Raw genomic sequence first — 12,156 nt, 5'->3', positions numbered from 1 at the left:
GTTGCCGTTGCGATTCCCTATTCCCGATTCCCCATTCCTGCACGCGGAGCGTGCCAATGAACGCCACCCTGCGCATCCTGGCCTGGTTGATCGCGGTGGCGCTGGTCGCGTTGCCAGTGGTGGCCGTGCTCAATGGATGGGTGGGTGCCGAGCGCTGGCCGTTGGCGAAGTTGCGGGTGTCCGGCGATTTCAAGCGGGTGCCGGCCGAAGAATTGCGCGCGGTGGTATTGCCGTATGCGCGCTCGGGCTTTTTTGCGGTGAAGCTGCAACAGGCGCAAGACGCCATCGCGCGCTTGCCGTGGGTGGAAAGCGCGCAGGTGCGCAAGCGTTGGCCGGACGTGCTGGAAGTGCATGTGACCGAACACAAGCCGTTCGCGCGCTGGGGTACCGACCGCATGCTGTCCGAACAGGGCCGGTTATTCCGCACCCCGCCGTTGTTGAAAGATTTCAAGTTGCCGCAACTCGGCGGTCCGGACAGCAAGACCCAGGATGTGGTGGCGCTGTACAACGAGTCGCGCGCGTTGTTCGCGCCCACCGGGCTGGACGTGGAGCGCCTGGAGATGGACGCACGCGGCAGCTGGTCGCTGGGTCTGAGTAATGGGCTGCAGATCGTGATCGGCCGCGACGATGCGCGAGCGCGCCTGCAGCGGTTCGCCCGCGTGCTGCCGCAGTTGGCCGACCCGCAGCGCCCGATCGCGCGCGCCGACCTGCGTTACACCAACGGCTTTACGGTCGAACGTGCGCCGGGCGAGACCCCGCACGACGCCAAAAAGCCCAAGACCACTGCGCCGGCGACACCCGGCGCGCCGCCGGCCGAGGTACATCCCATCGCCGCGCGCTTTCCGCATCGCCTGATCGATCGTCTGGCCTCTGCGCTTCCGTCATTCACTCTTCAACGCAGTCTGCATACATGAATCGCAAAGGCGACAAATCCCTCATCGTTGGACTGGACATCGGCACCTCCAAGGTCGTCGCGCTGGTCGGCGAGTACTCGCCCGGCAATCCGATCGAAGTGATCGGCATCGGTTCGCATGAGTCGCGCGGTCTCAAGCGCGGCGTGGTGGTGGATATCGAATCCACCGTGCAGTCGATCCAGCGCGCGGTCGAAGAAGCCGAGCTGATGGCCGGCTGCGAAATCCGCTCGGTGTACGCATCGATCTCCGGCAACCACGTGCAGTGCAAGAACTCGCCCGGCATCGTGCCGATCCGCGACGGCGAAGTGACCTGGAGCGATCTGGAGCGCGTGCTCGACGCCGCCAAGGCCGTGGCCATTCCTGCCGACCAACGCATCCTGCATGCGATCCCGCGCGAATACGTGCTGGACGATTCGCAGGAAGGTATCCGCAACCCGGTCGGCATGACCGGCGTGCGCCTGGAGGTGCATGCGCATCTGGTTGTCTGCGCGCAGTCGGCTGCGGCCAATATCACCAAGTGCGTGCAGAAGTGCGGCCTGCAGGTGGACGATCTGGTGCTGTCCTCGCTGGCCTCGTCGGTTGCCGTGCTGACCGCCGACGAGCGCGAGCTGGGCGTGGTGCTGGTGGATATCGGCGCCGGCACCACCGATCTGGCGGTGTACGTGCAGGGCGCGATCTGCCACACCGCGTCGCTGCCGATCGCCGGCGACCACGTCACCAACGACATCGCGCACATGCTGCGTACGCCTACGCCGGAAGCCGAGCAGATCAAGGTGCGCTACGCCTGCGCCCTGGCGCAGCTGGCCACCGCCGAAGAAAGCATCCAGGTGCCGTCGGTGGGCGACCGCCCGCCGCGCCGCATGCCGCGACATGCGCTCGCGCAGGCCGTGCAGGGCCGTTACGAAGAAATTTTTGAAATGGTGCAGGCCGAACTGCGCCGCTCCGGCTTCGAAGAAATGGTGCGCGCCGGCATGGTGCTCACCGGTGGCGCGTCGAAGATGGAAGGCGTGGTCGAACTGGCCGAAGAGATGTTGCAGATGCCGGTGCGCGTTGGCATTCCGCAGCACGTGACCGGCCTGGGCGAAGTTGTCGGCAACCCGGTGCACGCCTCCGGCGTGGGCCTGTTGCTGATGGGCAGCCAGATCGAACACCCGCGCCGCCCGTCGATCCCGACCGGGCGCGCGGGAAGCTTGTTCAAGAAATTGAAGAACTGGTATCGCGGCGAATTCTGAAGAATCGGGAATCGGGATTCGAGAATTGGTTGAAGCAAAGGCAAAGCGGTTGCGGCAGGTTTGAGTGGAGAGCGGTGAGAGCGGGCAGGGCGTAGTTTTTTTGTGGTGACACCGAGGAAGCAGTGGTTGGCGTGGAGGTGATTCGCTGTTGCGATTCCCCATTCCCAATTCCCCATTTCCCGGCATTCAAACAACAACATTCGCCGACATGCGGGTGTTGGGCTGGCGAACGGAGCAATCCGATTCCCCATTCCCGATTCCCCATTCACGGCATCTAAAAAGGACACTGACATGGCACATTTTGAACTGATCGAAAAGATGGCTCCCAACGCGGTAATCAAGGTCGTTGGCGTGGGTGGTGGCGGCGGTAATGCCGTTGCGCACATGGTCAACACCAATGTCGATGGCGTGGAATTCATCACCGCCAACACCGACTCGCAGGCGATCAAGAACTGCGGCGCCAAGTTGCAGCTGCAGCTCGGCACCAACGTGACCAAGGGCCTGGGCGCAGGCGCCAATCCGGAAGTCGGCCGTCAGGCGGCGCTGGAAGATCGCGAACGCATCATGGACGCGCTGCAGGGCGCGGACATGGTGTTCATCACCGCCGGCATGGGCGGCGGCACCGGTACCGGCGCCGCCCCCGTGGTTGCGCAGCTGGCCAAGGAAATGGGCATCCTGACCGTGGCTGTGGTCACCAAGCCGTTCCCGTTCGAAGGCCGTCGCCGCATGCAGGTGGCGTTGAAGGGCATCGAGGAACTGAGCCAGCATTGCGATTCGCTGATCACCATTCCCAATGAAAAGCTGATCACCGTGCTTGGCCGCAACGCCACCATGATCCAGGCTTTCCGCGCTGCCAACGACGTGCTGCAGGGCGCCGTGCAGGGCATCGCCGATCTGATCGTGCGTCCGGGCCTGATCAACGTCGACTTTGCCGACGTGCGCACCGTGATGTCGGAAATGGGTCTGGCCATGATGGGCACCGGTTCGGCGCGCGGCGACGATCGCGCGCAGGCCGCTGCCGAAGCCGCCATCCAGAACCCGCTGCTGGACGATGTGAACCTGGCGGGTGCCAACGGCATCCTGGTCAACATCACCGCCGGCCCGGACTTCACCATGGCCGAGTTCGACGAGATCGGCCGCACCATCGAAGCGTTCGCGTCGGAAGATGCGACCGTGGTCGTCGGCACCGTGCTCGATCCGGACATGCAGGACGAAGTGCGCGTCACCGTGGTCGCCACTGGCCTGAACCGTGCGGTTTCCCGCCAGACCCAGCGTCCGGACCAGCGCGCGCCGATCAAGCTGGTGCGCAATGCCACCACCGGCCAGCCGGAATTCGGCGACTTCGACACCACCAGCGGCGACGCGGTGTCCAAGGCCGTCGGCGGCAGCATGGGCTTGGGCCTGCGTCGTCCGAGCAGCGACTCGGTCGGCAGCAGCCACAGCGCCGGCAATGCTGCACCGCCGGCCGCAGACCTGCCCAACGATTACCTGGACATCCCGGCGTTCCTGCGCCGCCAGGCCGACTGATGGGCGTCGGCTGCGTCGCTACGGCGGCGTAGCCCGTCCCACCCGACGCTGTCGGGGCTGTAATGCCATGTCCTTTTCTGCCGGATCGGTCACGATCCGGCAGCTTTTACAATGGCAAGACCGGGGCATGACACCTTTCGTCACGCGCAACTTGTTAAAATTCGGATAATGTTCATCAGATAAGACGGTCGGTTCAGCGTCTGTCTGCATCGTTCCCCCAGACTTCGCATATGACCCAGCAACGCACTCTCAAAAACACCATTCGCGCCACCGGCGTCGGCTTGCATAGCGGCGACAAGGTGTACATGACGCTGCGACCGGCCCCGGTCGATCACGGCGTGGTGTTCCGGCGTGTGGACCTGGAGCCGGTCGTCGAAGTCCCTGCCGATGCGGAGTTGGTCACCGAGACCACGCTGTGCACCGGTCTGACCTGCAACGGCGCCAAGATCCAGACCGTCGAACACCTGATGTCGGCATTGGCCGGCCTGGGTGTGGACAACGTCATCGTCGAGCTGTCCTCGGCCGAGTTGCCGATCATGGACGGTTCGTCCGGCCCGTTCGTGTTCCTGCTGCAGTCGGCAGGCATCGTCGAGCAGAACAAGGCCAAACGCTTCATCCGCATCAAACAGCCGGTGGAAGTGCGCGAGGGCGACAAAGTCGCGCGCTTCGAGCCGTATGACGGCTACAAGCTGGGTTTCACCATCGAATTCAATCACCCGATGATCCCGGCCAAGCAGTCGCGCCAGGAAATCGAGTTTTCTACCTCGGCGTACGTCAAGGAGATCTCGCGCGCCCGCACCTTCGGCTTCATGCGCGATCTCGAGTACATGCGCGAGCGCAATCTGGGCCTGGGCGGCTCGATGGACAACGCCATCGTGCTGGACGAGTTCCGCGTGCTCAACGAGGACGGCCTGCGTTACACCAACGAATTTGTGCGCCACAAGATCCTGGATGCCATCGGCGACCTCTATCTGGCTGGCGGCGCCATCCTGGGCGCCTACGAAGGCTTCAAATCCGGTCACGCGCTCAACAACAAGCTGGTACGCGCGCTGCTGGCGGATCAGGCCGCCTGGGAATGGGTCAGCTTCCCCGAAGGAACCGAGCAGCCGCCGGTGACCTACGCCAGCCCCGTCTACGCCTGAGGCAGGCAAGACCCGCCGCGCAGCCTTCCGGTTAGCGCGGCCTCTGCCTGATGGCGATGGGCCGCTGCATGAGGTCGGCTAAACGCCGCCGCACCCTGGCGACGACCGTTCTCCGACTGTGTCTACCCCGCGGCTATGTGTCAGGGAATGCCGCAATCGGCACCGAAAGCGTGAACCGGGTCGGATTTAGGTCCCGTTCTTAACTCTTTTTTAAGACTTCTCTAACTCCTGCGGGCGCCATGACCGCTAGGATGCGTCGGGTCGTGCGTGATCTTCGCAATCTTTTCACGCACTGCTGGCCGCCCCGAAACGGCGGCAGGGACGTCACCGCTTGGTCGGCACGACGTCCTGCAAGGATGCCAGTGCCTCGCGCAGACCCTTGTGCGTGGCTTCGGACACCGGCCGTGGACGGTCGCGGTTCTGCTGTGTTGGGGAATGCAGCGGAGTGCTTGCCGTCTTGACGGTCACTGCGGTGGCCTTCAACCCGATGGATCGGGCGGCATCAAGGAGTTGGGTCTCGGCAAGCCGCACCTTGGCATGCCAGATCGGCGAATCAACCAGAAAAACGAGCTGTTCGCCTCGAACATTGGCCAACCGGCAACGGGTGGCCAGATGGGGCGGTAACAGGGGGCGCAACTGCCGGTCCAGCGCATCGAGCCACAAGGCTCGGCGCAAGGGGTCGCCAGCCTTTTCACCCAGCGCGGCCTCGATGGCCTGCTGCGGAGCGGAAGGGTTACGTGCGTTGGACTTGGGCTTGGACATGACACTCATATGGCGTTAAAAAAAGTTGTAATCAAATCTCGCGAAACCCGGGCCCAGCGTGTGGCCCGACAGTTCCAGGGCTTTGCGTCGGATCGACCGATGGTGGTGCTCGGTGCCGTACTTGGCCTGGGCATGCTGATCGGCGTCGGTGCTAGCACCGCTACCGGCATGGTGACCAATTCCGCGCTGCAGGCCAAGGTCGCGCAGCAGCAGGCCGAGCTGGCCCAGGCGCAGCGCGCCTCGCAGGCACAGGTCAATGCACTGGCCGCACGCATGGGCGAGCTGCAAGCGCAGGCCACCCGCCTCAACGCGTTGGGCGAGCGGCTGACCGAAATGGGCAAGTTGAAGGACGGCGAGTTCGACTTCGACGAACCGGTCGGCGTCGGTGGCGGCGATGAGCCGGTCAGCGACATGCCGGTCGAATCGCTCAAGGAGACGCTAGGGCAAGTCGAACATCAGTTTTCCGCCTCCGGCCAACAACTGAACGTACTGGCGTCGCTGATGTTCGATCATCAGCTCGAGCAGAATTCGGTGCCCTCGCGGATGCCGATCCGCAACACCTATATCACCTCGGGCTTTGGCGGCCGCGCCGATCCGTTCGACGGCGGTTCGGCCTTCCACAAGGGCGTGGACTTCCACGCCAACGTGGGCGACCCGGTGATGTCGGTCGCCGACGGCGTGGTCAGCTACGCTGGTGTGCGGGGCGGTTACGGCAACGTGGTCGAAGTGGATCACGGCAATGGCTACGTCACCCGTTATGCGCACAACTCACGGCTGGTGGTGAAGGTGGGCGATCTGGTCCGCGCTGGCCAGCAGGTGGCCAGGGCCGGCTCCAGCGGTCGTTCGACCGGCGCGCACGTGCATTTCGAGGTGTGGGCCGATGGACGTGTGGTCAATCCGCGCAAGTTCCTGGGCGACACCAATACACCAGTAGGGCGCCGAGGGCGCGGTTGACGAAGGCATGGCACGCTCCGATGGAGGTGCTTGATTCGTGAAGGCTCGCCCCAAGCTACAATAGGGTGTTGCCATGACAGGGCGCAGTGCGCCCTGTTTCGTTTACGGCGGTCGGGTCTTGGGGACCGGCGTCGGTCAAACCGTTCCTTTTCAACCGGTTTCTTCAATGATCAACAGTCTGCTTACCCGTGTCTTTGGCAGTCGTAACGAACGCCAGCTGCGCCAGCTCACCCGCCTCGTCACCCAGATCAATGCGCTGGAGCCGACGATCGAGAAGCTCTCCGACGCCGAGCTGCAAGCCAAGACCCCGGAGTTCAAGCAGCGGCTTGCCGCCGGCGAGTCCCTGGACAAGATCCTTCCCGAGGCGTTTGCGGTCTGCCGCGAGGCCAGCCGCCGCGTCCTCGGCATGCGCCATTACGACGTGCAGCTGATCGGCGGCATGGTGTTGCACCTGGGCAAGATCGCCGAGATGCGCACCGGTGAAGGCAAGACCCTGGTCGCCACCCTGCCGGTGTACCTCAACGCGCTGCAGAGCGAGGGCGTGCACGTGGTCACCGTCAACGACTACCTGGCGCGCCGCGATGCCGCGCAGATGGGCAAGTTGTACAACTGGCTGGGCCTGAGCGTGGGCGTGGTATATCCGGGCATGCCGCACAGCGACAAGCGCGAGGCCTACGGCAGCGACATCACCTACGGCACCAACAACGAGTTCGGCTTCGACTACCTGCGCGACAACATGGCGCTGTCGCGCGCCGACCGCTATCAGCGTAATCTGCATTACGCGATCGTCGACGAAGTCGACTCGATCCTGATCGACGAAGCGCGCACCCCGCTGATCATTTCCGGCCCGGCCGACGAATCGCCGGAGCTGTACATCCGCGTCAACCGCATCGTGCCGCAGCTGACCAAGCAGGAAAGCGAAGAAGGCGAGGGCGATTACTGGATCGACGAGAAGGGCAAGCAGGTGCATCTGTCGGAGGCGGGCATGGGCCACGCCGAAGAACTGCTGATGCAGGCCGGCATCCTGGAAAACGCCGAAGACGGCCTGTACGCCGCGCAGAATCTGAGCGTGGTGCATCACCTCAACGCGGCGCTGCGCGCGCATGCGATCTATCAGCGCGATGTGGATTACATCGTGCGCGATGGCGAAGTGGTGATCGTGGACGAATTCACCGGCCGCACCCTGTCCGGGCGTCGCTGGTCCGACGGCCTGCATCAGGCGGTCGAAGCGAAGGAAGGCGTACCGGTACAGCGCGAGAACCAGACGCTGGCCAGCATTACTTTCCAGAACCTGTTCCGCATGTACAAGAAGCTGTCCGGCATGACCGGTACGGCCGACACCGAAGCCTACGAATTCCAGAGCATCTACGGCCTGGAAGTGGTGGTGATTCCGACCAATCGCCCGACCGTGCGCAAGGACCATCCGGACCAGGTGTTCCTCAACCGCAAGGGCAAGTTCAATGCGGTGCTGGCCGACATCGAAGACTGCGCCAAGCGCGGTCAGCCGGTGCTGGTGGGAACCACCTCGATCGAGACCTCGGAGATGCTGTCCGAGCATCTGCGCAAGGCCGGCGTGCAGCACGAAGTGCTCAATGCCAAGCAGCACGAGCGCGAAGCCACCATCGTGGCCAACGCCGGTCAGCCGGGTGCGGTGACCATCGCCACCAACATGGCCGGTCGCGGTACCGATATCGTGCTGGGTGGCTCGCTTGAGTCGGAGTATCACGCGCTGGGCGAGGAAGCGACCGAGGAAGCGCGCTTCAAGATAAAGACCGATTGGCAGCGTCGCCACGACGCGGTCAAGTCGGCCGGCGGCTTGCACATCATCGGGACCGAGCGCCACGAATCGCGGCGTATCGACAACCAGTTGCGCGGCCGTGCCGGTCGTCAGGGCGACCCGGGGTCGTCGCGTTTCTATCTGTCGCTGGAAGACAACCTGATGCGCATCTTCGCCTCGGACTGGGTCCAGAAGGCGATGCGCATGATGGGCATGAAAGAAGACGACGTCATCGAAGATCGCCTGGTCAGCCGGCAGATCGAAAAAGCCCAGCGCAAGGTGGAAGCGCACAACTTCGACATCCGCAAGAACCTGTTGGACTTCGACGACGTCAACAACGATCAGCGCAAGGTGATCTATTCGCAGCGCGATGAGTTGCTGGACGCCGAGTCGGTGAAGGACAACGTCGATGGCATCCGCGGCGATGTGATCTATGACCTGGTCGCCCGCTTCGTGCCGCCCAATTCGGTGGATGAACAGTGGGACCTGCAGGGCCTGGAAGCCACGCTGGAATCGGAGCTGGGCATGCCGATGGCGTTGCGCGAAATGGCAAGCACGCAGGAAGAACTGGACGCCGAGCAGATTGCCGTCAAGGTGCAGACTGCGGTGGATGCGCACTTCGCCGAGAAGGAAGCGGCGGTGGGCAACGACACCATGCGCGCGCTGGAAAAGCACGTGATGCTGACGGTGCTCGACCAGGGCTGGAAGGAGCATCTGGCCAAGATGGATTACCTGCGCCAGGGCATATATCTGCGTGGTTACGCGCAGAAGCAGCCCAAGCAGGAATACAAGAAGGAAGCCTTCGAGCTGTTCTCCGAGATGCTGGAGAACGTCAAGCGCGAAGTGGTCAACCTGCTGGCGCGCGTGCGCATCCGCAGCGAAGAAGAAGTGGCCGAGCTGGAAGAGCAGGAGCGTCTTCAGGCACAAGCACGCCTGATGGCCTCGCAGTTCCAGCACCAGGATGCAGGCGGTTATGGCGCCGACGAGGAAGTGGAGCAGATGCAGGGTGGCAGCGCACCGGTACCGGTGTCTCAGGTCACCCGCGACGAACCCAAGGTGGGCCGGAACGATCCATGCCCGTGCGGCAGCGGCAAGAAGTACAAGCACTGCCACGGTCAGCTCAGCTGATGCTGAGCTGACCGTGGCGCAGCCCGCGAAGCGGGCTGCGCACCCGCTATCCGCAACGCGGATAGCGGGCTCACGGTATTGCTTCCGATCCCCGCGCCTTCGGCGCGCCCCCTTACCAAGGTGGCTCTACCTACGAGAGGGATTCTTGGGGGGCTCGAAAGTCCGGTGACGGAATGGCGTACGCAGGGGATACGTCTTCGCGTTTGATGCTTGCGCCTTCGGCACGCGCCCCTTTACCAAGCGAGCTCTGCTTACGACGCGTATCCGTGGGCGTCCTGGGAAGCCGGACACGTGTGGCGGATGCGGGTCCATGGCCTGGTTTCCGATCCCCGCGCCTTTGGCGCCTCCTGCCGGGCGTTGCTCGCGGAGAGTCGACGGCGTTTTCGAGAAACTAGAGTGTGGATGGAAGACGCGCTTGGCGATCTCTCTCCCGATGAGTGCCGGCACGGCGAGGTCCGCTCTACGCTCCCGCATCTCTTGCGGCGCTCATTGTTCCTGCCGTAGACATGCTTTTCCGCCTGCGCGACTGCGGGCGTATGCTCAGGCCCACGTCCTGCGTGGAGTGCGGTCATGTCGTTGTCCAGCCAGCAACTGAAGGTGTTCGTGCCTGCGCGCGACTACGCGTTGTCGCAGCGCTTTTATCGTGCACTGGGCTTCGTCCAGGAGGACGAGGTGGGCAACGTGACTTGTTTCCGGCATGGCACCCATTGCGCGTTTTTGCTACAGGATTTTTATCTGCGTGAGCTGGCCGAGAATCTGATGCTGCACCTGTGGGTGGACGACGCGGATGGCTGGTGGCAGCACGTGCACGACACCGGTCTGGACGAGCAGTTCGGGGTGAGCTGCAGTGCGCCGGAAGACCGGCCATGGGGTGCGCGCGACTTCACCTTGCACGATCCCAGCGGGGTGCTCTGGCGCATCGGGCATCCGTTGTAGGGTCGGGGATTTGTGATTTGAGATTCGGAGTGGTCGAAGCGTGCGCCAGGTTTGCCTTGGCGTATCTCTAGCCTCGCATTCCCATTCGGCTGCGGTCCGAGTGATTGCGTTGAACCGCTCACTCGCGGCACTCTTATTGCATGCCCGATTCCCTAAGATCCATTCACGTCGTCGCTGGCGTGATCACCGACCCGCGCGGCCGCATCCTGCTGACGCGGCGTACCGAAACCCGCGACATGCCCGGCCTGTGGGAATTCCCCGGCGGAAAGCGTGAGCCCGGCGAAACCTCCGAGCAGGCGCTGGTGCGCGAGCTCAATGAAGAACTCGGCATCGAGGCTCAGGTCGGCGAGTGGGTCATGGATGTGCCGCAGCTGTATCCGGACAAGCGCCTGCGCCTGGAAGTGCGCCACATCGCTTCCTGGAAAGGCAGCCCGCGCGGCCGCGAAGGCCAGGCCATGACCTGGGTGGCGGCCGACAAGCTGGCTCGCTATTCGATGCCGCCGGCCGACGTGCCGGTAGTGGGCGTACTGCGTCAGCCCGACCGCTATTTGATCACGCCCGAGCCCGAGGACGACGCGCGCTGGCTGGAAGGTCTGGAACGCGCCCTGCAGGACGGCGTGACCCGCATCCAGCTGCGTGGGCGGCAGGTCGCGCCTGCGCGTTGGCAGGCGTTGTTACAGCAGGTGATGAGCCTGCGTGGTCGTGCGCGCGCGCAGCTGCTGCTCAATCGCGATATCGCGCTGGCTGCGGAACTTGGTATCGGCGTGCATCTGGGATCGGAGCAGTTGGCCGGTTTGCAGGAGCGCCCGCTGCCCGCAGAACAGCTGGTTGCCGCCTCGTGCCATGGGCTGGAAGATTTGCGTCATGCGCAGCGGCTGGGCTGCGATTTTGCGGTGCTGGGCCCGGTGCAGACCACCGCATCGCACCCGGGTGCGACACCGCTGGGATGGGACAGATTCGAAACCCTGCGCGAGCAGGTGTCGTTGCCGATCTACGCGCTCGGTGGCATGCAGGCGGCCGACCTGCGCGAAGCACGCTCGCATGGCGCGCAAGGCATTGCGGCCATTCGCTCGCTGTGGCCGCAGTAAGCGAACGGCCACCGACGCTGGTGGTGTTAGGTGGATTGCCGGGCGTGGGCAAGAGCGCCATTGCACAGGCGTTGCTGACGCAATGCCCCGCGTTTTATCTGCGCATCGATACGATCGAGCAGGCACTGCGCGAGAGCGGTGAACTCGCCACCGAGGTCGGGCCGGCCGGCTACCTGATCGCTTACGCACTTGCGCAGGCCAATCTACGCCACGGCCATGTGGTGGTCGCCGACTGCGTGAATCCGTTGCCGGTCACCCGTGCATCCTGGCGCGCCGTGGCGCTGCGCACGCAGAGCCACTTGCTGGAGATCGAAGTGGTCTGCAGCGATCTCGCCGTGCACCGGCAGCGCGTCGAATCGCGGCGTAGCGAGATCCCCGGACTGCGCGTGCCGGAGTGGTCTTCCGTCCTGGCGCACGACTATGTCGCATGGACCGAGCCGCATTGGGTGATCGACAGTGCCGTGCTGAGCCCGCAGCAGGCGGTCGCAGAGCTCATGCACCGGCTTGCAGCGCAGCCTTCAGGCGCATCGTGACCTTGGCGCGGCTGCCAAAACGACTGTGCAGCCGCCAGGCGCGTGCGGCCGCCGCTCGGTGCGGCCTCTACCCATTCGTACACTCCGGTTCCTCAGCACCCACCTGACGACTGCTCGCTACGTTGTGTCAGCCGCGCTTGGTCCCTGCGTGCCGGCTGCCTTT

General features: G+C 64.1%; 10 protein-coding genes and 1 other RNA gene. 10 read left to right on the top strand and 1 reads right to left on the bottom strand.

Features of this window, described 5'->3' with window-relative positions; genetic code table 11:
* Positions 1-56 precede the first annotated feature (56 nt).
* The 4 genes from VC212_RS08970 to lpxC all read left to right on the top strand — a co-directional run bounded on the left by VC212_RS08970 (position 57) and on the right by lpxC (position 4,815).
* Positions 57-914, top strand: coding sequence for a cell division protein FtsQ/DivIB (locus VC212_RS08970; protein WP_055850938.1), 858 nt, complete (start codon positions 57-59; stop codon positions 912-914).
* On the top strand, positions 911-2,146 hold the full coding sequence (gene ftsA, locus VC212_RS08965) for a cell division protein FtsA (RefSeq protein WP_003485272.1): 1,236 nt from the start codon (positions 911-913) through the stop codon (positions 2,144-2,146). Before VC212_RS08970 ends, ftsA begins: the two co-directional genes overlap by 4 nt.
* Positions 2,147-2,437: 291 nt before the next feature.
* Positions 2,438-3,673: a cell division protein FtsZ gene (ftsZ, locus tag VC212_RS08960; RefSeq protein ID WP_055850941.1), complete on the top strand. Its 1,236-nt coding sequence runs from the start codon at positions 2,438-2,440 to the stop codon at positions 3,671-3,673.
* A gap of 230 nt (positions 3,674-3,903) precedes the next feature.
* A complete protein-coding gene (gene lpxC / locus VC212_RS08955; protein WP_055850944.1) occupies positions 3,904-4,815 on the top strand; it encodes a UDP-3-O-acyl-N-acetylglucosamine deacetylase in 912 nt (303 codons plus the stop codon).
* Between the two features lie 324 nt (positions 4,816-5,139).
* On the opposite strand, the gene VC212_RS08950 is transcribed toward lpxC, so the two are convergent.
* Positions 5,140-5,586, bottom strand: coding sequence for a DUF721 domain-containing protein (locus VC212_RS08950; RefSeq protein WP_082473545.1), 447 nt, complete (start codon positions 5,584-5,586; stop codon positions 5,140-5,142).
* Here VC212_RS08950 and VC212_RS08945 point away from each other — a divergent pair, their 5' ends adjacent.
* The 6 genes from VC212_RS08945 (at position 5,587) to VC212_RS08920 (ending at position 12,126) form a co-directional block, all read left to right on the top strand.
* Positions 5,587-6,531 carry a M23 family metallopeptidase gene (locus VC212_RS08945; protein ID WP_323515530.1) on the top strand — a complete coding sequence of 315 codons (945 nt, stop codon included), beginning with the start codon at positions 5,587-5,589 and terminating at the stop codon, positions 6,529-6,531.
* Between the two features lie 166 nt (positions 6,532-6,697).
* The gene (gene secA / locus VC212_RS08940; RefSeq protein WP_323515529.1) at positions 6,698-9,436 is read left to right on the top strand and encodes a preprotein translocase subunit SecA; all 2,739 of its coding nucleotides are present in this window, start codon (positions 6,698-6,700) and stop codon (positions 9,434-9,436) included.
* Between the two features lie 570 nt (positions 9,437-10,006).
* A complete protein-coding gene (locus VC212_RS08935) occupies positions 10,007-10,372 on the top strand; it encodes a VOC family protein (protein ID WP_055850954.1) in 366 nt (121 codons plus the stop codon).
* 140 nt (positions 10,373-10,512) lie between these two features.
* Positions 10,513-11,460 carry a Nudix family hydrolase gene (locus VC212_RS08930; RefSeq protein ID WP_323515527.1) on the top strand — a complete coding sequence of 316 codons (948 nt, stop codon included), beginning with the start codon at positions 10,513-10,515 and terminating at the stop codon, positions 11,458-11,460.
* Positions 11,448-11,993 (top strand): AAA family ATPase, encoded by a 546-nt coding sequence (locus VC212_RS08925; RefSeq protein WP_323515526.1) that lies wholly within the window; start codon positions 11,448-11,450, stop codon positions 11,991-11,993. Before VC212_RS08930 ends, VC212_RS08925 begins: the two co-directional genes overlap by 13 nt.
* A 65-nt stretch (positions 11,994-12,058) precedes the next feature.
* Positions 12,059-12,126, top strand: a non-coding RNA gene (locus VC212_RS08920) — sX9 sRNA.
* The last annotated feature ends 30 nt before the right edge of the window (positions 12,127-12,156 follow it).

The organism is Xanthomonas sp. WHRI 8932A (assembly GCF_035012785.1).
Lineage (GTDB): Bacteria > Pseudomonadota > Gammaproteobacteria > Xanthomonadales > Xanthomonadaceae > Xanthomonas.
The sequence above is the reverse complement of the archived record's forward strand: the minus strand, read 5'-3'. Positions and strand labels throughout refer to the sequence as shown.

Excerpts from the sequence above, each read along its gene's own strand:
- VC212_RS08970 (WP_055850938.1), top strand. The coding sequence starts at position 57 with ATGAACGCCACCCTGCGCATCCTGGCCTGGTTGATCGCGGTGGCGCTG.
- lpxC (WP_055850944.1), top strand. The coding sequence starts at position 3,904 with ATGACCCAGCAACGCACTCTCAAAAACACCATTCGCGCCACCGGCGTC.
- VC212_RS08930 (WP_323515527.1), top strand. The coding sequence starts at position 10,513 with ATGCCCGATTCCCTAAGATCCATTCACGTCGTCGCTGGCGTGATCACC.
- VC212_RS08950 (WP_082473545.1), bottom strand. The coding sequence starts at position 5,586 with ATGAGTGTCATGTCCAAGCCCAAGTCCAACGCACGTAACCCTTCCGCT.
- VC212_RS08935 (WP_055850954.1), top strand. The coding sequence starts at position 10,007 with ATGTCGTTGTCCAGCCAGCAACTGAAGGTGTTCGTGCCTGCGCGCGAC.
- secA (WP_323515529.1), top strand. The coding sequence starts at position 6,698 with ATGATCAACAGTCTGCTTACCCGTGTCTTTGGCAGTCGTAACGAACGC.
- ftsZ (WP_055850941.1), top strand. The coding sequence starts at position 2,438 with ATGGCACATTTTGAACTGATCGAAAAGATGGCTCCCAACGCGGTAATC.
- VC212_RS08945 (WP_323515530.1), top strand. The coding sequence starts at position 5,587 with ATGGCGTTAAAAAAAGTTGTAATCAAATCTCGCGAAACCCGGGCCCAG.
- ftsA (WP_003485272.1), top strand. The coding sequence starts at position 911 with ATGAATCGCAAAGGCGACAAATCCCTCATCGTTGGACTGGACATCGGC.